At 68.3% G+C, this 22,148-nt stretch carries 10 protein-coding genes; 9 read left to right on the top strand and 1 reads right to left on the bottom strand.

What is annotated here, in order from left to right:
- Window positions 1–87 precede the first annotated feature (87 nt).
- From KY501_RS47210 to KY501_RS47180, 7 genes are all read left to right on the top strand, one after another.
- The gene (locus KY501_RS47210; protein ID WP_224371717.1) at window positions 88–1,764 is read left to right on the top strand and encodes a M20 family metallopeptidase; all 1,677 of its coding nucleotides are present in this window, start codon (window positions 88–90) and stop codon (window positions 1,762–1,764) included.
- Window positions 1,761–2,831 (top strand): SdiA-regulated/phytase-like domain-containing protein, encoded by a 1,071-nt coding sequence (locus KY501_RS47205; protein WP_224371715.1) that lies wholly within the window; start codon window positions 1,761–1,763, stop codon window positions 2,829–2,831. Before KY501_RS47210 ends, KY501_RS47205 begins: the two co-directional genes overlap by 4 nt.
- 269 nt (window positions 2,832–3,100) lie before the next feature.
- Window positions 3,101–5,659: an RCC1 domain-containing protein gene (locus KY501_RS47200; protein WP_224371713.1), complete on the top strand. Its 2,559-nt coding sequence runs from the start codon at window positions 3,101–3,103 to the stop codon at window positions 5,657–5,659.
- A gap of 112 nt (window positions 5,660–5,771) precedes the next feature.
- Window positions 5,772–6,272, top strand: a complete 501-nt coding sequence (locus KY501_RS47195; protein ID WP_224371711.1) for a hypothetical protein — start codon at window positions 5,772–5,774, stop codon at window positions 6,270–6,272.
- Between the two features lie 235 nt (window positions 6,273–6,507).
- On the top strand, window positions 6,508–11,649 hold the full coding sequence (locus tag KY501_RS47190; protein ID WP_224371710.1) for a non-ribosomal peptide synthetase: 5,142 nt from the start codon (window positions 6,508–6,510) through the stop codon (window positions 11,647–11,649).
- Window positions 11,646–13,160, top strand: coding sequence for a condensation domain-containing protein (locus KY501_RS47185; RefSeq protein WP_224371708.1), 1,515 nt, complete (start codon window positions 11,646–11,648; stop codon window positions 13,158–13,160). The genes KY501_RS47190 and KY501_RS47185 overlap by 4 nt, the downstream gene beginning before the upstream one ends.
- Complete coding sequence (locus KY501_RS47180; protein WP_224371706.1) at window positions 13,157–14,356, top strand: cytochrome P450; 1,200 nt, start codon at window positions 13,157–13,159, stop codon at window positions 14,354–14,356. Before KY501_RS47185 ends, KY501_RS47180 begins: the two co-directional genes overlap by 4 nt.
- 85 nt (window positions 14,357–14,441) lie before the next feature.
- On the opposite strand, the gene KY501_RS47175 is transcribed toward KY501_RS47180, so the two are convergent.
- Window positions 14,442–15,737 (bottom strand): protein kinase domain-containing protein, encoded by a 1,296-nt coding sequence (locus KY501_RS47175; protein WP_224371704.1) that lies wholly within the window; start codon window positions 15,735–15,737, stop codon window positions 14,442–14,444.
- A 318-nt stretch (window positions 15,738–16,055) separates the two neighbouring features.
- On the opposite strand from KY501_RS47175, the gene KY501_RS47170 reads away from it, so the two are divergent.
- Together KY501_RS47170 and KY501_RS47165 are read left to right on the top strand one after the other, a co-directional pair.
- Window positions 16,056–16,466 carry a hypothetical protein gene (locus KY501_RS47170; RefSeq protein ID WP_224371702.1) on the top strand — a complete coding sequence of 137 codons (411 nt, stop codon included), beginning with the start codon at window positions 16,056–16,058 and terminating at the stop codon, window positions 16,464–16,466.
- Window positions 16,467–16,947: 481 nt separating this feature from the next.
- A complete protein-coding gene (locus KY501_RS47165; protein WP_224371700.1) occupies window positions 16,948–22,065 on the top strand; it encodes a PPC domain-containing protein in 5,118 nt (1,705 codons plus the stop codon).
- Window positions 22,066–22,148 lie beyond the last annotated feature (83 nt).

Below are 22,148 nucleotides of genomic sequence, written 5' to 3'. Positions count from 1 at the left end.
CCGTCGCCCCACTGGCGAGGCACCACCTCGAACTGACTTCATGAAGACCCGGCCCGCGGGGAGGCTGGGTATGGGAGGATGAGCGGGATGAGCCTCTACGACCAGCTATCGGAAGCGCTGGAGAACGATCCCCCCGAGAGCGCGCAGGAGGGGATCCTCAACGCGGCGTTCCTCTTCGAGAAGGCGGTCCTGTCGTCCACGCAGGATCCAGAGGAGTTCGCGCGCTCGATGGGGTGGCCTCCCGAGGTCATCGCCCAGGAGACCTCCAAGGAAGGAGACCGGAAGCTGCGCGACGCGCTGACGCGCTTCGTCCGTCGATGGATCGAGCATCCGTCCGCGGGGCTGGCGGTGTGGGCGCTGGGAAAGCTCAGGGCTCCTGAGTTCAAGCCGCTCTTCGACGAGGTGCTCGAGCACCACCTGGAGCGTGATCCCAACCTCCTCTACCAGGCGCTGATCGCCTTGCAGAACCTGGACATCCCGTTGTCCGGTCTGAGGCAGGACATGTCCGTCGACGAGGTGGAGCGCAACCGAGCCATCGCCCGAAGCTACCGGCTCCACCCGGGGACCGGCCCGCAGGTCCTGGACGCCCAGAGCACAGCTCCGGTCGAGTCGATCCTCCGACTGCTCCAGGAGTTGGTGCGCACCCCCAGCCGCGGGGGGCTCGATTCCTACGGTCCCGTCATCACCTTGGTCCGGGCCTGGCTCGACGGGCAGGGCCTCTCCAGCGAGGTGCTGACCGACGAGCGCGGACAGCCCGTCGCCCTGCACGCGCGCGTGGGGCACGGCAGCCCCTGCTTCGTGCTCAACGCGACGCTGGACACGGCGTCCTATGGAGACGAGACCCGCTGGACCCACCCGCCCACCTCGGGGCTGCTCGAGGACGGGTGGCTGCACGGACGGGGGAGCGCGGACAGCAAGAGCGCTGTCGCCCTCTTCTGCCACATCGCCGCGACGCTCCATCGCCGGAGGCTGGGCGACCGGGGCTCCGTGGAACTGCTCTTCGACGCGGATGAGCACACAGGACGCCTCGGAGGCATGCAGGCGTGGTTGGCGCGCAAGCCAGAGGCAGTGGCTGGCGTCTTCATCGGCTACCCGGGAGATGAGCGCATCATGATCGGCAGCCGAGGCTTCTGGCGCGTCCGCCTGCGCGTCCATGGAGAGGGAGGGCACTCCGGTGCCGGGCGCCGCAAGGCGGTCAACGCGCTGGGCAAGGCCGCCCTGCTGGTGCGTGAGTTGGAGGAGGCGCCCCTCCCGCAGCGGATGCGAGAAGACTTCCCGCTGCCGCCCAAGCTCACGGTGACTGGAGTGAGGGGTGGCGGAGACTTCGCGCTCGTGCCGGACAGCGCCACGGTGGAGGTAGACGTGCGGCTGACGCCCCTCTTCGATGCCTCCGCCGCCGAAGCGCTCGTGCGCGAGGCGGTGCGAAAGGTGGAGGAGGCACGACCCGCGTCGCGACCCACGGAGTTCGAGGTGCTCCCGAGCTGGCCCGCGTACGTCCTGCCCGCGCAGTCCCCACTCGCCCGAGCCCTCCAGCAGGCCGCCCAGGAGATCCGAGGCTCATCGCTCCCGTGTGAGGTCGCGGGTCCGTCGAACACGGGCAACCTGCTCGCCACGCACGGCATCCCCGCCACGTGTGGCTTCGGGGTGCGCTACCGGAACATCCACGCGCCGGATGAGGCCATCGACGTGTCCTCGCTCGCTCCCGCCTATCTCGCCTACCTCAGGGCTCTCGAGTTGCTGTTCGGCGCCGGGGAGGAACAGTGAGCGATAGGAGAGAGAGAAGCGCGGTGCGGTGGATGGAGGGGGCCCTGCTGGTGGTGCTGGGGCTGGCCGGGTGTACCTCGAGCTGTTCCCGGCCGGTTGCGCTGGCCGAGGTGCCTCGAGAGCTGCAGGGGACAGCGCCGGAGACGGCGGTCACGCTCCTGCCACTGGGCGGCCCGCTCCAAAGTGATGCCGCCGAGCTCTCCGGCCTCGCGTGGTACGGAGATCACCTCATCATGCTGCCGCAGTATCCCGACTGGCAGGGTGGCGGTGTCTCCTGCCTCTACACCGTCTCGAAGGCTGACATCCTGGCGCGGCTCGACCACACAGCGTCAGGGGCGCTCGAGCCCCGCTGCATCCCGTTCGATGGCGCCGGCCATGAGAAGCGCATCCAGGGCTTCGAAGGGTACGAGGCCATCGAGTTTGCCGGGGACCAGGCGTACCTGACGGTGGAGACTGTTTCGGGGAGCACGGGGACGGGCATCATCGTCACCGGCCGTATCGCGCCGGATCTGAGCGGGCTGAAGCTCGAGGCCTCGCCGATGGCGTCGATCCCCCTCCCGGTCGATGTGTCGAACGCGGGCTTCGAGACGCTGGTGGTCGGAGAGGATCGAGTGCTGGCCTTGTACGAGGCCAACGGAGCCCTCGTGAATCCGGGAGCGGCCGCCGAGAGCTTCGATCGCGCGTTGACGCCCTCCCGAAAGCTGCCGCTCCCACCGATCGAATACCGCATCACCGACGCGACGTCGATGGATGAGGAGGGCCGGTTCTGGGTGATCAACTACAACTACCCCGGCTCCCAGAAGCACTTCAAGCCGGCGCCGGATCCCTTCATGGCCCGGTACGGCACCGGACCGACCCATGCCCGGAAACCCGAGGTGGAGCGCCTCATCGAGCTGCAGGTGAAGGCGGACGGCATCGTGCTCACCGGTCGCCCTCCCCTGCAGCTTCAGCTCATCGAGGGAACAGGCCGGAACTGGGAGGGGCTGGTGCGGCTGGATGACCGGGGCTTCCTGATGGTGACCGACAAGTTCCCGAAGACGCTGCTCGGCTTCGTGCCTGGGCCGTGATCCCGGGCCCTATGCGGCGGGCCCGGAGTGGCAGACCTGTTGCTGGCAACAGCAGTGTTCAGGGGGCGCCCATGCCTGGACACACGCGTTACCAGGGTCACGGCGGGTAGGCGGCCCCTCGCGCCCCAAGCTCATTCCCAAACCCCATGAATCGTTGAACTCATTGGAAAGCCGAGCAGTCCACGTCCCGCTGGCTTGTCGCATGCAGGGCCCCACCACGCACGCAAGCGCTGGCCGGGTGGAGAGCCCATGCGCCGGAGGAATCGATCATGAAGCAGGACGTAAGGGGCATGCACCTGTGGGCCTTGTTGGGCGGGGTAATCTGGATGGCCTGTGGGGCGCCCACCGAGGAGAAAGGACCAGGTGCCGAGCCAGCCCTGAACACCCAGGAGCAAGCGCTGTGCTCGGGGCTGGGCGTGAGCGCGCTGACGCTGGACGGGATCAGTTCGTTCGAAGGAGAGCTTGCGGGCGGCGGCACTTACGAGGTGAATGGCCTCGCAGCCGGGGTTCGGCTGGAGTACCGGGTGGATGGAACCCTCGCCACGGCGGATGAGCGCCTGGGGGTCCAGGGTGAGTGGTCCTACAGCCAGTTGGACGTGAGCTGTGGCGTGCACTCCGTGGAAGTGATTGCCTACCCCATGGTGGTTGACAGCAATGGCAACCGCACCACGTGCTTCACCGTCTCCAAGGTGTTGTTCCAGAACGTCCCGCAACCCTGCCCCGGGGTGTCGGCGGGCAGCAATCACACGGTGGAGGTGAAGGCAGACGGCACCGTGCTGACGTGGGGTTCCAACAGCTACGGTCAGTTGGGGAGTGGAAATCGAGCCCCTCGCAACACCCCCCAGGTGGTGAGAGGACTGAGCAACGTCATTGCCGTGTCCGCGGGCTTCTACCACTCGGTGGCGCTGAAGGATGACGGCACCGTGTGGACGTGGGGCTATAACAGCTACGGTGAGCTGGGAGATGGGACGACCGCCATGCGGGTCCTGCCCGTCCAGGTCGAGGGCCTCAGCGACGTCGTCGCCGTGTCCGCGGGCGCCTACCACACGCTGGCGCTCAAGGCGGACGGCACCGTGTGGGCGTGGGGATACAACTTCTATGGCCAGCTCGGCGATGGGACGACAACCCAGCGCAATGCGCCAGTGCAGGCTTCGAGCCTGAGTGGCATGGGCTCCATCTCAGTGGGAGCATTCCACTCGGTGGCCTGGAGGAAGGACAATACCGTGTATGTCTGGGGCTACAACGGCTTCAGCCAACTGGGAGATGGGACGACCAACCCTCAGCCGACACCCATGAGGGTGACGGGCCTGTTCAACGCCGCCTCCGTGACGGCGGGCCTGTACCACACGCTGGCGCTGGAGAAGAGCGGCACCGTGTGGGCGTGGGGCTACAACGCCAATGGCCAGCTCGGCGATGGGACGACGACACTTCGCGCGTACCCTGTGCAGATATTGGGGCTCAGCGGCGTCACCCGCCTCGCCGCGGGATACATGCACTCCGCGGCGCTGAAGCAGGACGGCACCGTCTGGAGCTGGGGCGACAACGCCCTCGGTCAACTTGGCAACGGGACGACCGCCAGAAGTCTCACACCCGTACAGGTGAGTGGCCTCACGGACGTCCTGGGACTCGACGCGGGGAGCGACTACACGGTGGCGATGAAGACGAATGGCACCGTGTATGCCTGGGGAGCCAACTCCTCCGGCCAGCTCGGTGACAGCACCGCCACCGTGCGCATGGCGCCCGTCCCAGTCGTGCCCTCCCCCATCAAGCGGGTGAGCGCCGGCATGGAGCACACGGTGGTCCTGACCCAGGATGGCAAGGTCTACGCATGGGGAGCCAACGCCCATGGCGAGCTCGGCGACGGGTCAACCGTGCGTCGCCTCGTGCCCGGTGCACCGGTGTCGAACATCGACGGCGTCACCGACATCAGCACGGGCACCTACCATACCCTGGTGTTGAAGGCGGACGGCACCGTGTGGGGATGGGGCGACAACTTCTATGGCCAGCTCGGAGATGGGACCACCCTTCAGCGGACGAGGCCCGTGCAGGTGTTGGGCCTCAGTGACGTCATCGCCCTGAGCACCAGCAGCTCCCACGTGCTGGCGTTGAAGGCGGACGGTACCGTGTGGGTGTGGGGCTCCAACGGCTATGGCCAGCTCGGGGATGGGACCAAAACCAGCAAGCTCACTCCCGTCCAGGTGGCGGAGCTGGACAGCGTCATCGCCGTGAGCGCGGGTGTCCGGCACTCCGTGGCGTTGAAGGCGAACGGCACCGTGTGGGCGTGGGGCGATAACACGAACAACCAGATGGGGGATGGGACGACCGTCCAGCGGCTGAGCCCCGTGCAGGTGTCTCCCCTCTCGGATGTCGTCGACATTGCCGCGGGCGGCTACCACACCGTGGCCCTGCGCCAGGGGGGCGATGTCTGGAGCTGGGGCTATAACGGCGAAGGCCAACTGGGAGTTGGGACCACCAGCGTCCGCTCCACGCCAGGGGCAGTCAACGCGCTCAACGGTGTCAGCGGCATCGCCTCCAGGGGTGCCTCCACCGTCGCGGTGAAGCTGGACGGCACTGTTTGGACCTGGGGGCACAACTTTGCGGGCCAGCTCGGGGATGGGACGACCACCAGCCGGCTGGTGCCGGTGCAGGTGCCCGGAATCGCCCCCATCACCGCCGTGGCCTCGGGCTTCTACCACACAGCCGCGGTGAAGCGGGACGGCACCCTGTGGATCTGGGGTTACAACCTTGCTGGCCAGCTCGGGGATGGGACGACCACCAATCGGCTGACGCCGTTGACGTTGATGAACTTCGTGCAGCCACAGCCATGAGTGGTGACACCTGAGCGTTCATACCGCGACAGCTTTTGGATCAGGCGCAAGCAATGCAGATCGCCCTGGGCTGTCGAGCTCGGACGAGCGCCTGACCCACCTCGAGGAGGCAATGCCGGACACTTTCGTTCCGGTGGAGAAGCCGTGCCCGGCCGTGCTGTATCATCGTCGCGTGACGACACAACGCACGCTCACCGACCTGATGGCTGAGGTGTCCGGCCGCCGCATCCCCGGCTGGGGATCGCCGCAGGATCTCGGCTTCGATCGCGCGACGGTCACGGCCGCCTGGCTGGCGAGCGACGATCCACTGGCGATGCTGCTCCTGCTCGCCGCGCTGTACCCCCGACGCGAAGAGGAGAAGTGCGTCGAGCTGGTGACCGAGATGTCGTTCTTCCGTCCCATGTGGCTCGAAGCAGACTCGATGAGCCGCCGCCGCAGTGGCATGAATTTCAATGGTACGACTCCGTTCCGCTTCATTCGGCTCTATCATCTGCTGCAACGCGACTTGCAGGTGATCGAGGACTCCGAGCGGTCGCGGCTCGAGCCCAAGCTCGGCGCGGCGATCCGCGTCGTCGTCCCCGATCCGTTCACGCTCGTCGGGCCCGCCGCGTAGGGCCCGGGGATGAACAAGTCGCTCGCCGAAGTCCTCGCGGCTCCGCAGCAGCGCGTTCCGGGCGCTTCCCATGCCGCCCGTTCGGTCCACGCAGCGTCCACCGCGGAGGCACACCTGGCCCCCCATCAGAATCGAGGGCCGATCCATTTCCTGCGTGCTATGGCGCTCCGCGCTCCTGGGTGATGACTGCTCCCAGGGGCGGAGTTGATAGCCATCGCTTCACAGGAGATCCGCCGTGCCCCCCACCCCTCCCTCCCCCCTGGTGACAGGAACGGAATACGAACGCCTGCTGTCCAGCCTCCGGCTGAAGAGCCCCTGGGCGCTCGATGGCCGCACCCCGTCCGCACCGCTGGAGGCCCTGGACGGTGCGCGCGCGGCCGCAAACGTGCGGGAGAGCCGGGTCGACCACGGAGCATGGCGCTCGGTGGTGGACGTCATCGATGAGCAGTGCCAGCTGCATGCGGACCGCATCGCGCTCTCGGACGCGACTTCGGAGACGACCTATGCGCGGCTGCGGGAGCGCACCCGCACCCTGGCCGCGACTCTGCGGGCCCGGGGTGTCGGACGCGGTGACGTCGTCACACTCGTGCTGGACCGGGGCCCCGCCTTCGTGGAGCTCGCGCTCGCCGTCTGGCGGGTCGGAGCGGCCTATCTCCCGCTGGCGCCGTCGCATCCCGCGGCGTGGCGGGAGGACATCATCCGCAGGGTGGGTGCGGTGCTGGTGGTCGGTGGGTCAGCAGACAGCGCGGTGCCGGGTGTTCCCCACCTTGAACTCGGCGGAGCGCTCAGCGACGGCATGTCCGTGAACGAGGACGTGGCGCTCGCCCCGGAGGACCTGGCGTACATCATCTGTACGTCCGGCTCGACGGGCGAGCCCAAGCTGGTCATGACCGAGCATCGCGGGGTCGCCAACCTTCTCCATGCCCAGCGGGACTTCCTGGGCGAGCTGGGGCCGAACACGCGGGTGCTTCAGTTCTTCCACCCTTCCTTTGACGCCTCCCTGTTCGACCTCCTCATGGCGCTGCCCAATGGCGGTCGGCTGGAGACCCTTGATGCGTCGTCAATCTCCGGGGAGCCGCTGGCCCACGTGCTGGTGTCGCGGCGAATCACCCACGCGGTGTTGCCCGCGACAGTCCTCCGCACGCTGCAACCGGGCCGCTTCTCAGATCTCCAGATGCTGATGAGCACGGGAGACGTGTGCCTGCCGGAGACAGCCCGGCAGTGGGGTGCGCACCACCGCTTCATCAACGGCTACGGTCCGACGGAGGTGACGGTGGCCAGCACGCTCCAGGCAGTGGGTGCCGTGGACGGGGAGCGCGTGCCCATCGGGCGTCCCATCTCCAACTACCACGTGGTCATCCTCGACGAGCACCTGCGCGCGGTTCCCGACGGAACTCCGGGCGAGTTGTGCATCGGCGGAGAAGGAGTCGGGCGCGGATACCTGGGACGGCCCATCCTCACCGCCGAGCGGTTCATTCCAGATGCCTTCGGCCCGGTACCCGGAGGGCGCCTGTACCGCAGCGGAGACGTGGGCCGGAGGCTGCCGGACGGAACGCTGGAGTTCCTCGGCCGGCGCGACGACCAGGTGAAGATTCGCGGCGCGCGAATCGAGCTGGGCCAGGTGGAAGCGGCGCTGGCCGCGTTACCAGGGGTGCGGGATTCGGTCGCGCTCATGGATGGCACGGGGGAACGCCTGCTGGGCTACGTGATGCCGAACCCCGGAGCGGTGCTGTCGGGCGAAGCGGTGCGCGAGGAGTTGCGCCGCCGGCTGCCCGGCTACCTGGTGCCAGATGTGGTGGTGGTCGTGGAGGCCTGGCCGCTGAACACGAGCGGGAAGGTGGACCGGGCTCGGCTGCCTCGGCCACAGAGGACAGAGCGCATCGGCTACCAGCGGCCGGAGTCGCCCGGAGAGGAGGCCCTGGCGGCCATCGCGGCGGAGCTGCTGGGGATGGAGCAGGTGGGGCGACATGACAACCTGTTCGAACTGGGAGGGCATTCGCTGTTCGCCACCCAGCTCGTGGCCCGGGTGCGTCGGGTGATGGGAGCGCAGTTGGAGCTGAGCGCGGTGCTCCAGGCCCCCACGGTCGCCCAGCTCGCGGCCGGGCTGAAGGAAGGGCCGAGCGGTGTGGACCTGGGCCCGAGGGGAAGCACGACACAGGCCGCGATCGCACCTTCGTATGGTCAGGAGCGGGTGTGGCTGATGCACAAGCTCAACCCGGACGCGCGGGCCTACCACACGCAAGCGGTGTTCCGGCTGGCGGGCGCCCTGGACCTCACGGCGCTGCATGCGAGCCTCACCGACATCGTCCGGCGTCACGACGTGATGCGCACCCGCTTCCCGGAAGTGGATGGGGAGCTGCGGTGCGAGCTGGAGCCACCCTGGGAGGTGGAGGTTCCGCTCCAGGACTTCAGCGGCGTGGGCGAACACCAGCTGGCGACACGGGTCGGCGAGGCGGTTCGCGACGTGGTCCAGGCCCCCTTCTCTCTGGCGGAGGGCAGGCCGTTCCGCTGGCGGCTGCTCCGGCTGGGCGCGGAGGAGCACGTCTTCGTGCACGTCGAGCATCACGTCGTGCACGACGGCTGGTCCTTCAACGTCTTTGTCCGAGAGCTGATCAACGGCTACGCCGAGCACGTGCGCCACGGCCGGGTACGGCGCCCGGCGCTCGCTGTGCAGTATTACGACTACGCGCGTTGGCAGCGGGAGTGGGTGAACACCGAGGCCGCGAAGGCGCAGCGCCGCTTCTGGCGTGAGGCCCTGGAAGGGGCGGAGACCCAGCTCCAGCTCCCGCGCCGAGCGGCGCCTGGCACCCGCCGGTTCCGTGGCGTGGCGCCCCGGATGGAGCTGGACGGGGAACTCGCGCGCCGCCTGCAGGACCTGGCGGACCGGAACAACACGTCGCTCTTCACCACGCTCCTCACGGCGTTCTTCGTGCTCCTCCACCGCTACACCGGCTCCCAGGACCTGCTCGTGGGCTCCGCGGTCGCCAACCGGCGCTGGCAGCAGACCGAGGGCCTGCTGGGCATGTTCGTCAACACGGTGGTGCTGCGCGGCCGGCTGAACGGAGATCCCTCCTTCACGGAGTTCCTGGCGCGCGTGCGGCAGAACGCCCTGGCGGTCTTTGACCACCAGGAGCTGCCGTACGAGCTGATCTTCGCGGAGTCGCCCGCGCGGCATCAGGGTGGGCTCAACCCGTTGATCCAGGCGATGTTCAACTTCCACGACACGCCGGTGGGCACGCTCGATGCGTCGCCGCTCGATGTCACCATCGTGGAGGGCTTGAGCAACGGCTCCGCCAAGTTCGAGCTGTCCGTCGTCGCGGTGCCCCTCTACGCGGAGCCGGGGTACACCAGCCGGCTGGCCGGGGACGTGGTGAGCATCCCCCGCTCCGAAGCCACCGTGCGCTCCAGTCCTCGCGCGTCGCTGAGCGGCATCTTGCTCGCGTGGGAGTTCGACTCGGACCTCTTCGAGGACTTCTTCATCACGGGCATGCTGTCCGCCTATCAGGAGCTGCTGCGCTCCATCACCGCCGCCCCGGACACGCGGGTGTCCAGGCTCGCGTTGATGAACGACGTGGACCGGCGGGCGCTCGTCGTCGCAGGCCCCCGGCGGGACTCCCCGGCCAGGCGCCTGACCGACTTCGTCCTGGAGTGGGCGGAACGCACGCCGGATGCGATCGCCGTGGCATCGGGCCCCGTGCCCATGTCCTATCGCGTGCTCACCCAGCAGGCCGAGCGGTTGGCGCGGCACCTGCGGGGGATGGCGCTCGGCCGTGAGGACGTGGTGGCGGTGTGTGCTCCGCACACGGCGGAGCTCGTCGTGGCCCAGCTCGGAGTGCTGCTGACGGGCGCGGCCTTCCTTCCATTGGATCCCAGCCATCCTCCGTCCCACTTGAGGCGGGTGGTCCAGGACGCGGGCGCCCGCACGGTGGTCACGACCGCGGCGCTGGCCGGAAGAGTCCCGGGCTTCCCGCTCGTCGTGCTCGATGACGTGCCCGACGCTCCCGGCGTCACGCTGCCCCAAGGCAGCCCCTCCGACCTTGCGTACGTCATCTCCACGTCCGGTTCCACGGGCCGGCCCAAGGCGGTGCAGGTCGAGCACCGTTCGGCGGTGGCCCTCCTGCACGGCACGGAGACACTCGACCTGGGGCCGGGCCAGACGATGCTGGCGTTGATGCCGGCCTCCTTCGATCCTTCGGTGCTCGAGGTCTGGGGCGCGCTGGTGAACGGCGCCGCGATCCACTTCCTGCCTCCTGGCTGGGATGTGCGCGGGCTCGCGCGGTGCCTCATCGACCATCGCATCACCCACGTGGTGATTCCGCCCGCGGTCCTGGCTCCGCTGGTGGCCGAGTACCCAGAGGCGTTCGATGCCCTGGAGCGGGCGATCATCGGAGGAGACGTCTTCCCACCGGAGGCATTCCGCGCGCTGCGGCGCCGCGGCTTCACGAAGGCGGTGAACGTCTACGGGCTCACCGAGACGACCATCATGGCCAGCGGCCAACGGCTGGCGGACTGGGACGACGCCGGAGCCGCCAGCGTGCCCATCGGCCGAGCGCTGGCCAACGTCCACCTCGCCGTGCTGGATGCGTTCTCGCAGCCGGTGCCCCCGGGTGCGATCGGGGAACTCTGTATCGGCGGTCCCGGTATCGCGCGGGGATACGTGGGCATGCCGGAACTCACTGCCGAGCGGTTCGTAGAGGATCCGTTCTCATCGCTTCCCGGCGCGCGGATGTATCGCAGTGGAGACATGGGCCGCTGGCGTCCTGGAGGCGTGCTCGAATTCCTGGGCCGCCGCGATGAGCAGGCGAAGGTCCGAGGCTTCCTGGTGGAGCTGGCCGAGGTGCGCGCGGGCCTGTCCTCCCACCCTGGAGTGACCGATACCCTCGCGGTCATCGACCGGACCGGCGGCGAACCGCGGGTCGTGGGGTATGTCATCGCCGAGCCGGGCGCCGAGCTGTCGGGTCCCGCCGTGCGCGAGGACCTGTTGCGCAGGCTGCCCGCGCACCTGGTGCCCTCGGAGGTCGTGGTGCTCGACGCGTGGCCGTTGAACCCCCACGGGAAGATCGATCGGGCCCGCCTGCCCACCTCTGGAAGGCGCACGGAGGCCCTCACGGCCCCGAGGACCGAGCTCGAGGTCCGCATCGCCTCGGTGGTAGCCGAACTGCTGGACCAGCCGCAGGTCGGCGTCCACGAGAGCTTGTTCGCGCTCGGCATGCATTCGTTGCAGGCCATGCGGCTCGCCTCGCGGTTGAGCCGGATGGTGGGCCGAGAAGTCGGACTCGCCACCCTCCTCGCGGGCCCGACCATCGCGCAGCTGGCGGAAGTGCTGACGGTGCTGCCGGCCGCACCGGCCACCATCAGGAGACTGCCTCGCGCATGACGACCGCGTTCCCCATGTCCTTCGCACAACAGCGGCTGTGCTTCCTGCACTGGGTGGACCCCACGGGGGCCGCCCACAGTGCGGTCCGCTGCTACCGGGTGACGGGCCCGTTGGACCTGCGCGCCCTGCGTGAGGCCCTGGACGTGCTGGTGGCCCGGCACGAACCCCTGCGCACGGTCTTCCCGCTGGGAGCGCACCAGCACGTCTCACCCGACGGCCGCGGACGCCTGCACATCGTGGACGTGGCGGACGAAGCGGAAGCGTTGCGCCACGCGGAGGCGGAGGTGGCTCGGCCCTTCGATGTCGAACACGGCCCGCTGCTGCGGCTCACCGTGGCGCGGCTGGATCCGGAGACGCACTTCCTCGTCTTCGCGTCGCACCTGCTGGTGGCGGATGGCTGGTCTCTGCAGATCTTCTCCGAGGAGCTGGCCATCGCCTATCGCGCGGCCCTCCTCGGGGAGTCCACTGGCTTGCCCGAGCTGCCCGTGCAGTATGCGGACTGGGCCGCGTGGCAGCGGGAGCAGCTCACCCCGTCCCGGCGAGAGGAGTTGTCGCGCTGGTGGCGGGAGCAGCTGTCAGGGATTCCCCTGGTGTTGGACCTTGTCCCGCCCCGTCCCGCGCTGGGGCAGGGCCGTCGCGTGCACCGCGTTCTTCCCGCCGACGTCACCCAGGCGGTGCGCACCTTCGCGAGCGCCGAACGCCAGACCGTCTTCACGGTGCTGGCCGCCGCGTGCGGAGTCATCCTCGGGCACAGAGCGGGCCGACAGCAGGTGCTGTTGGGGCTGGCCGTGGCCAACCGTGACCTGCCGGAGGTCGAGCGCGTGCTCGGCTTCTTCGTCAACACCGTCGTGCTCCAGGTGGACCTGCGCGGCGACCCCGACTTCCGCGAGCTGCTCCGCCGCGTGTCCGAGACCACGACGTCCGCGTACGCGCACAAGGACCTGCCCTTCGAACAGCTCGTCGCCGACCTCGCGCCCCCGCGAGATCCCACCCGGTCTCCGGTCGTCCAGGTGAACTTCGCCTACCACCCGGTGGGCACCGCGGGCGCACTGGCCCTGCATGGCTGCACGGTGACGGAGCCTCTGTTGGATCTCCCTACCGCGAAGTTCGAACTCACCTTGCGCGTCGAGGACCACGCCGACGGCCCGACCCGCGTATGGGCCGAGTTCGACGAGAGCCTGTTCGACGCGGGATTCGTCGTCGCGCTGCTGGCGGCCTACGAGGAAGTCCTCCGCGCGGCGGCTCCCGGTACTCGGGTGACGGGCCTGCTCTCCGCCCGGAGCGGGACCGAACAACGCCTCACCCGCATCTTCGCCGACGTGCTGGGCGTCGACTCGATCGACCCCTACGACGACTTCTTCCGGCTCGGCGGCCATTCCCTGCAACTTGTCGAGGTCGCGGCCCGAATCCGGACCGAACTGGGCCGGGACCTCGGATTGCGTGAGTTGTATCAACATCCCACCCCGGCGGGTGCCGCCGCGCGTCTTGAACAGACAGGAGCATCCCGATGAGCGATTCCTATCCCTTGCCGAAAGACTGGCAGTACCCGTTGGATCCTCCGCCTGGCTACAAGCGGCTCCGCCAGGAAGCCCCGGTGTGCCCCGTTCGGACGTGGGACGGCAACACGCCTTGGTTGATCACCCGTTACGAGGACGTCCTCGCGGCCCTGGGGGATCCGCGCCTGAGCCTGGACTCGTCGCTGCCAGGGTTTCCGCACACGTCGCCCTCGTCGGCGGCGCGCCAGGGGCGGCCCTTGCCGTTCCCGTTCCTTCCCGACGCGGAGTACCGGGCGCAGCGAGCGATGGTGATGCCGGAGTTCGCGCCCCGGCGGATGGAGCCCCTGCGGACACAAATCCAGGCCACGGTCGACGAGGTGCTCGACGCGATGCTGGCCGGGCCACGTCCCGCCGATCTGATTTCGGGCTTCGCGCTTCCGGTGGCCATGCGAGTCATCTGTGATCTGCTCGGCGTGCCCCGAGCGGATGCGGAACACCTGCACGTGCTCAGCAGGACGATTGGCTCCCGCTCCTCGTCACGGGAGGTGGCGGAAGGAGCGCTGGACGCGCTGGATGGCTACTTCCAGAAGCTGCTGGACGCGAACAAGGCCCAGCCTGGCGACACGCTCGCCGGACGCATCGTGGCCGAGCAGGTGTTGCCGGGACGATTGAGCGAGCGGGACGCTGTCGCCCTGTTCCATGCGCTGTTCTACGCGGGGCACGGGCCGTCCGCGTACATGATGGGCATGGGAGCGCTGGCCCTGCTGCTCGACCCGGAGCAGCTCGGCGTGTTCCGCGCGATGGAAGACCCCGAGGAGGTGGCCGCGGCTGTGCAGGAGTTGTTGCGCTACGTCACCGTCTCACACATCGGCCGGCAGCGCGCCGCCACGGAGGACGTCACCATCGGGGGGCAGCTCATCCGCGCCGGTGAAGGCGTCCTCGCCCAGGCGGACTCGGCGAACCGGGACGCAGCGGTCTTCACGAATCCGGACAAGCTGGACCTGCGCCGCGAGCCGCACCGCAACCTCGCGTTCGGTCACGGCATCCACCTGTGCACCGGACGCATGCTCGCGCTCATCGAACTCGAGGTGGTGTTCCAAACGCTGTTCCGGCGCATCCCCACGCTGCGGCTGGCCGTGCCCCTGGAACAGATCCCCTTCAAGAAGGACGAGAACCTGCTCGGCGCGCACGAGCTGCCGGTCACCTGGTAGCGCAGGCCCGTGCCCCGGATGCGCAGCGGTTGATGCGGTCACCTCAGCGCGACAACCCTTCTTCAGTTGCTGCCTCGCCGCTGCCTCAGGCGCCACTCTCTCCGCTGCCGCCTCCTCCTGCTGAGTCCTCGCCGCCTCGTGTGCGCAGGAACTCCTGGCTCCACTGGCCCAGCTCCTCAGGCGCGCGGAAGAGGGCGCTGCGAGCGCGCAAGGGTTTGAGGGCCTCCAGTGCTTCCGCGGCGTTCGCCGGGCGCCGGTCCGGATTCTTCTCCAGCATCCGCAGCATGAGCGACACCAGGCCCGCTGGCATCTCCGGCCGGCTCTCCATCGGCGGCTCGAGGACCTTCTCGCGGATGGCCTTCATCTCGGCCAGGGGATCGTTCCGTTGATAGAAGGGGTGGTGCTTGAAGAGCATCTCGTAGAGCAGCAACCCGAGCCGGTACACGTCCGTGCGCGCATCGCTGCGCGGGTGGGAGGGGTCCAGTTCTTCGGGCGCCATGTCCGCCATGGATGGGACGACGGAGCTGACGTAGCCGCCGATCGACCGCCGTGTCTGAATGGCCTCGCGGCCGAAGCCCAGGTACATCAGCCGCACGCCTCCGTCTGGCAGCACCCAGACCGTGGCCGGATCGAGCAGGTAGTGGCGCAGGCCCGCTCGGTGGATCTCCGCCAGCGCTTCCGTCACCTGTGTGGCCACCCAGATGCAGGACTCGACGCTCAGGGGCCGCAGGCCCTTCATGAACCTGGGGTAGATGCGATCCTTGAGCGGCACGCCTGTCAGGTCCTCCCAGAGCTGGAAGCATTCATCCTCCAGGTGGCCCGCCTCGAGCAGTGGGGGCAGGTTGCGGTGCTGGACGGCCTGGGCCCGCCGTACCTCCTCCAGCCAGTCGGCTACCAGTTCCCCGTCCTGGCCTCCCTCGAGCATGGGCAGGCGAGCGAGCAGTACAGTCCGCGCGCGCTGCCGGTCCCAGGCCCGAGAGACCGTACATCTCCAGAACGAGGACACCAGCGTGCCCTGATCGAAGCGAGGGAGGGCCAGCCGCAGCTCTCGCCAGAGCCGCTCGGCGATGCTCTGGACCTCGGGCACGTCCTCGATCGGAGTGACTCCCGAGGGAACGTCGGGCGTGCCGGAGACGAGCATGAACAAACGCGCCCTGGAGGACTGGCGCTGGTGCTCCAGCAGCAACCGTTGGAGGACCAGCTGGCGCGTGCCTGGCATCAAGAGGAAGGCGATCGGATCCTCGTCAGCAGTCAGCTGCGAGGTGGCGTGGAGCGGCGACTCCACGTAGCTCACCTTGCCGGCCCCCAGCTCCGTGAACGCCCGGCCCAGCGCGAAGAGGCGGTCGCTGTCCTTGCCGATGAGCACCACTCGAGCAGCCATGATCCACACCTTGCCGAGACTGAAACCCCGCCGCTGGCGCGGCCTCCGATAACAAAGCGAGCCTACCATGACGGCTCACGCGTCCTCCCTCACCTCCATCGGCTTCGATGCCCAAGCTTGGGGGACGCTCAGCCCTTCTTCGCGGGCTCGCCCGACCGCTGAGCAGGCTCAAGCCGTAGATCATCGTGCTCGAATCGCGCTCTCCCCTCCCGCCTACTTTACGTACGCCAACACCCTTAAGCCTGCCTCCGCACCGCTCGCAGGCCAACACGTCCAAGTCGAACGACAAGCCCGCGCCTGGTAGGATGGAGGTATCCGATGATGATTACCCTTCCCTCCCGTCTGGCACCGCTCATCGAGCAGAGAGTGTCCGAACTTCGGGATTCCACGGACACAGGCCCACTCGGGGAAGACTACCGGAGCATCGCCATCCACTATGGGGCGCTACCGCTCTATGCGGACATCGGTGGGTGCATCGCGCTCAAGCCCACGGGTGAGTGGCTCTTCTTTCACAGCAACCAGCGCTGGAACCCACCTGAAGAGGTGGAACCCCTGGACGCCAATGCCTGGCGGGCCCAGGCCCTCCGGGTCGGGAGCAAGAAGTATCCCGAGCTGGCGGAGATGCTTCCCCGGAGGCCCGACGGCGCCAGAGACTGCGAGCCCTGCTCTGGCAGGGGCCATTTCGGTAGTAGGGACTGCGCCTGGTGCGGTGGATTGGGGTGGAGGTGAAGTCAAAGCCGGGACAAGGCTCCACTTTCAAGGTCACGCTTCCGCTTGTGGGACCGGGGGCTGGCGGGACCGAGTCGTAGACGGCATCGGTCAAACGTTCGTGGACATCTGAAGCGACGAGAACTCACCGTAGCCGCAGGCTGGCATCAGAGGCGGCGCGGCGCCGGACGTCCACCAACAATGCTTCCCTTGCCAAGAGCATCATGAAGCCATTGGCAGGCCTCACCGGACCCGGAGCACAGCGCCGCGCTGACGCTCGCGAGCTCCACGTGCAGCGGTGACGAGAGCCTCGAGGGTTGACCTTGGGGATTTCCCCTATCTCGTGACTTCGCGAGCGGGCGGAGCCTTGATGTCAGGCCTCACGGCTAAATACACATTTGCGTATCGACGTTCGCGATGCCCTCACAGGGTTGCCCGAGCTGTGGGTGGGCGCGATGTGATGCCTGGAGCAACTGCAATCTCACCATGAGGGAGAACATCGTTGAAACCGATTGCAAAGACTTTTTTCCAAGCAGTGTCGTTGCTCTGTGCCCTGGTCGCATGTGGAAGTGAGCCCCCCAGCGGCACGCAGGCCCAGGCCGAGCCCCGGCCAGAGGTGCCATCAGCAGAGGCGCCTCAACACCTCATTCAAGCGCTCGCCGGGGACTGCACCGACACCGTCCCGCTCAGCGCCAGCACGCCCGTGACGGGGCTCGGTGCGGCGACGCAGGGCTGGTCCTGCCTCTACGCGCTGCAGGTGCCCATTGGAGCCGTCAACCTCAAATTCATCACGAGCGGGGGTACGGGGGACGCGGACCTGTACGTGAAGTTCAATGCCGAGCCGACGAGCACCACCTATGACTGTCGCGGCCAGACCGGGGGCAACAGCAACGAGAGCTGTACCCTTCCGAGCCCCGTGTCAGGCACCTGGTACGTGCGGCTGCAGGGAAGAACCCAGTTCTCGGGGGTCACCCTGACGGGCTCGTACCAGAAACCCAGCAACTGCGACTACGTCACCGCTCTGACCCAAGGGACGCCCGTGAGCTACCCCAGCGTGGCGTCCGGGGCCTGGGGCTGCATCTACGCGCTGGAGGTGCCGGCGGGCGCCACCGACATCAAGTTCACCACGAGCGGGGGATCGGGAAACGGCGACCTGTACGTGAAGTATGGCTCCGAGCCCACCCTCAGTTCCTATAGCTGCAGGTCGGCGAGCCTGAGCAACGCCGACAGCTGTGTCATCCCGACGCCGCAGGCGGGCACATACTATGTGCGGACATACGGGACGAACAGCGCCTCGGGCGTCAGCCTGACGGGCTCGTACTTCGAAGAGTGCACCACCGTCAGCTCGCTGACTCCAGGCACCGCCGTGGGCAACCTCAACGCGCCGGCCAACCGCTGGTCCTGCACCTATGCCCTGCAGGTGCCGGCGAGAGCGACGAACCTCCAGTTCATCACGAGCGGGGGCACGGGGAATGCGGACCTCTACGTGAGGTTCGGCGAGGCGCCGACCCAGGACACATATGACTGCAAGTCCTCGGGCACCACCAGCGCCGAGACCTGCACCATCCCGTTGGCGCAGGGCGGCACGTACTACGTGCGGCTCATGGGCCCCGCCGCCTACTCGGGCGTGAGCCTGACCAGTTCGTACGGGCTCGGCAAGCCCATGGGCTGCACTGGCACCAACGCGCTCGCCAACGGCACGGCCGAGGGTAACGTCAGCGCGCAGGCCAATGATTGGTCCTGCGTCTACGCCCTGGAGGTGCCGCCGGGCGCCAGCAACCTCCGGTTCGTCACGAGCGGCGGCGTGGGGAACGGCGACCTGTACGTCAAGCGGGGCCTGGTCCCGACCGACACCTCCTATGACTGCAAGTCCGCTGGCGACACCACCAGCGAGACCTGCGCCCCGACGACCGCCCAGACGGGCACCTGGTACGCGCGGGTCTATGGCCCCGCGGCCTTCTCGGGCGTCAGCCTGACGGGCTCGTACAGCGCCGTCGGCCCGTTGCCCTGCAGCAGCGTGCTGCCTCTGTCCAACAACACCGTGGCGAGCAGCGTGAGCGCGTCCGCATCGACCTGGTCCTGCCTCTACACCCTGGACGTGCCCGCGGGGGCCACGAACCTCAAGTTCGTCACGAGCGGCGGCTCGGGGGACGGCGACCTGTATGTGAAGTTCGGCTCCGCGCCGACGGATGCCTCGTATGACTGCAAGGCCTCGACGACCAGCTCCGCCGAGACATGCACCATCAACGTCGCGCAGCCAGGCACCTACCACGTGCGAATGCTGGGCTACACCTCGTTCTCGGGCGTCAGCCTGACGGGCTCGTACACCTCCACGGTCCTCCCCAATGGCACGGCCGTGACGGGGCTGGCCACGACGTGGGCGGGCTCCTGGTCTCCCCTCTACACGCTGGAGGTGCCGCCCGGCGCCAGCAACCTCCAGTTCGTGACGAGCGGGGGCTCGGGGGACGCGAACCTGTACGTGAAGTTCGGCTCCGCGCCGACGGACACCTCGTATGACTGCAAGTCGACGGGCACCTCCACCAGCGAGACCTGCACCCTCCCCGTGGCGCGGGCGGGCACCTGGTACGCGCGGGTGTATGGGCCCACCCCGTACACGGGCGTCAGCCTGAAGGGCTCGTACACGGCGGGCAGCCCCCCGACCTGCACCGGAGTCCTCCCGCTCTCCAGCGGCACAGCGGCGGGCCCCCTCGGCGCGTCGACGGCGGGCTGGTCCTGCACCTACGCCCTGGAGGTGCCGGAGGGCGCGGGCAACCTGCGGTTCTTCACGAGCGGCGGCTCGGGCAACGGCGACCTGTACGTGCGGCGTGGCTCCGCGCCAGACAGCACCACCTATGACTGCAAGTCCTCGGGCACCACCACGAGCGAGACGTGCAGCATCCCGGCGGCGCAAGGCGGCACCTGGTACGTGCGGGTGTATGGCACGAGCGCCTTCTCGGGGGTCAACCTGACCGGTGCGTACACTGCCATGGACTGCAACGTGGCCCTGCCCAACGGCTCGCCGGTGAGCCAGCTCTTCGCGGGGGCTGACTCCTGGTCCTGCACCTACGCCCTGGACGTGCCCGCAGGGGCCAGCAACCTCAAGTTCACCACGACCGGCGGCGTGGGCAATGCCTCGATGTACGTGCGGTACGGCTCCGCACCGGACGGCAACGCGTTCGACTGCAAGTCCTCGGGGGCCACCACAAGCGAGGCCTGCACCGTCCCCGTGGCACGGGCGGGCACCTGGTACGTGCGGCTGTATGGCGCCAGCGCCTTCTCGGGCGTCAGCCTGACGGGCTCGTACAGCTCCAGCAACTGCACCCAGGAGCTGTCGAACAACGTGCCGGTGCGCGGCCTCTCCGGGAGCGCCGACACGTGGTCCTGCCTCTACACCTTGGAGGTGCCCGCGGATGCCACCTCGCTCACGTTCAGCACCTCCGGTGTCTCGGGGAGCTCCTCCCTGTACGTGAGGCATGGCTCCGCACCGGATGGCACCACCTATGACTGCAAGTCCACTTCCTACTGCACCCCTCCGGCGCAGGCAGGGATCTGGTACGTGCGCCTGCAGACGACCACGGGGTTCTCGGGCGTCAGCCTCACGGGCACGTACATCCCCTCCATCCCGCTCTCCAATGGCATCCCGATGACCCACATCAACGGGCTGGGCGACTCGGTGGCCTACACCCTGCAGGTGCCCGCGGGTGCCACCAACCTCCGGTTCGTCACGAGCGCGGAGACGGGGAGTACGGGGAACAGCGATCTGTACGTGAGGTTCGGCTCCACCTCCAGCGCGACCGTCTGCGAGTCCAAGGGCAGCACCCACAGCGAGACCTGCAACATCGCGCTGCCCGAGGCAGGCACCTACTTCGTGCAGCTCGATGGGACGGGCTCCTACTCGGGCGTCACCCTGACGGGCTCCTACAACACCACGAGCCCTGTGCCCCCCGCCAACGACACGTGCGCCACGGCGCAGACGCTCGTCTTCGACAGCGCGGGCGTGGCCCACACCTGGGGAGACACCACACTGGGAGGAAACAGCAACGCCGCGGGGGATGCGTCCCCCACCTGCTCGCCCTCCGCCAAGGCCTCCGGTAACGACGTGGTCTATCACCTGACTTTGACGGAGCCTCGGAGCCTCGAGGTGTTCGTCACGCCGACGGATGCCCGGCTGGCGCCGGTCGTCTACCTGCGAAAGGCCGGGGACTGTGCGAGCCCGGTGGCCGCGACCGAGCTGGCCTGCAACACCACCGACGCCGATGGCTCGGGGCCCGTGAGCCTCTTCGTGCCGAACCTGCCGGCGGGCGAGTACTCGCTCTGGGTGGATGGAGGCGTCTACAAGAACTGGAGCGGGCCTACGTCCTTCGGGCGCTTCCTGCTCGAGGTCCAGCAGAACCCGCCCGTGCTGCCGCCGGTGAACGAGTCGTGCCAGACGGCGCAGCCGCTCGTCTTCAGCTACGGCGTCGCCCGGGCCGTGGGCGACACGCGCACCGCGTTGAATGACAACCCGCGAGGGTGCGGCGACTCCACCCCGCTGGGCGCTGGTGACGTGGCCTATGCCTATACGATCGAGGAGGAGCAGGATGTCCTCATCGAGCTGACGCCCTCCGAGCCCGCTCCGCTCTGGAAGCCGGTCTTCTCCCTGCGTGAGCGAGACTGCTCCGCGTATGAGGTGGAGGACAGGTGCACCCTCGCGACCTACGCGGGCGGGAAGATCTTGAGGCGCTTCACCCGGCAGGAACCAGGGACCTATGTCATCTGGGTCGATGGCTTGACGGCCAAGGACGCCGGCCCCTACGAGCTGAAGGTCACCCTCAGCAAGCCTTCGCGCAACACCTCTTGCAACAGGGCCGAGCCGCTGACGTTCAATGCCGCGGGGGACGTGTTCTTGCGAGGAGACAACTCGTATGCCGGCGACAGCACCTCGAGCGTGGGAAGGCCGACGTGCGGAAACTACGTCGACTATGGTGGGGACATCGTCTACAGCTTCACGGTTCCGTCCGGCCCTCCGCAGCAGGTGTCGTTCGTGGTGGAGCCGACCGTTGACAGTGACATGCTCCCCGTCGTGTCTCTGCGCAGAGCCTGCGCGCTCAACACCCGGGCGGATGAGCTCGTCTGCGTTCAGCTCGCCCCGAATGAGGCCCGTCACAACGTGGGGATCGCGGCCGCCCGGCTGGATCCGGGGACGTACTACCTCTGGGTCGACAGCAACGACCGGGATGGAGCCTTCAACCTGTATGGGCACATGGGCGCTCCCAACGACACCTGCGCGACCGCGCGTCCCCTCACCCTGGCGTCCGAGGCCATGCCCGCGGTGGCCACCTCGAACGTGGGGATGACGAACGACTACGGCCCCGGGAGCGCGAACCCCTATGGCGGCACGTGCGGCAGCTCGAGCGAGTCCACCGTGGACTCCGTGTACTCCTTCACGGCGCCCGCCAGTGGGAAGTACTACACCGACTCGAACGCGATGAGGTTCCTGGGCGAGTCGTGCGACCCTGTCGCCTGCTCGGCGAGCCCCGTCTTCGACGCCGTCGAGGGGCACACGTACTACTTCGTCCTCGACCATGATTACGGGTACTCGGGGACCCGCGAGCTGCGTCTCCGTCCGTATCCCTGGTGAGCGTCGCCAGCTCTCGAAGCGGGAGAGGCTGTAGCCTCTCCCGCGGCGTCGGCCTCGATGTCGAGCACGGGGCGGGGCGGTGC

The sequence above is a fragment of the Hyalangium versicolor genome (assembly GCF_020103695.1).
GTDB classification, from domain to species: domain Bacteria; phylum Myxococcota; class Myxococcia; order Myxococcales; family Myxococcaceae; genus Hyalangium; species Hyalangium versicolor.
The sequence above is the reverse complement of the archived record's forward strand: the minus strand, read 5'-3'. Positions and strand labels throughout refer to the sequence as shown.

Bases quoted from the DNA above. Each gene is read 5' to 3' on its own strand.
- KY501_RS47195 (WP_224371711.1), top strand. From the start codon at position 5,772: ATGCCGGACACTTTCGTTCCGGTGGAGAAGCCGTGCCCGGCCGTGCTG.
- KY501_RS47180 (WP_224371706.1), top strand. From the start codon at position 13,157: ATGAGCGATTCCTATCCCTTGCCGAAAGACTGGCAGTACCCGTTGGAT.
- KY501_RS47185 (WP_224371708.1), top strand. From the start codon at position 11,646: ATGACGACCGCGTTCCCCATGTCCTTCGCACAACAGCGGCTGTGCTTC.
- KY501_RS47170 (WP_224371702.1), top strand. From the start codon at position 16,056: ATGATGATTACCCTTCCCTCCCGTCTGGCACCGCTCATCGAGCAGAGA.
- KY501_RS47210 (WP_224371717.1), top strand. From the start codon at position 88: ATGAGCCTCTACGACCAGCTATCGGAAGCGCTGGAGAACGATCCCCCC.
- KY501_RS47200 (WP_224371713.1), top strand. From the start codon at position 3,101: ATGAAGCAGGACGTAAGGGGCATGCACCTGTGGGCCTTGTTGGGCGGG.
- KY501_RS47175 (WP_224371704.1), bottom strand. From the start codon at position 15,737: ATGGCTGCTCGAGTGGTGCTCATCGGCAAGGACAGCGACCGCCTCTTC.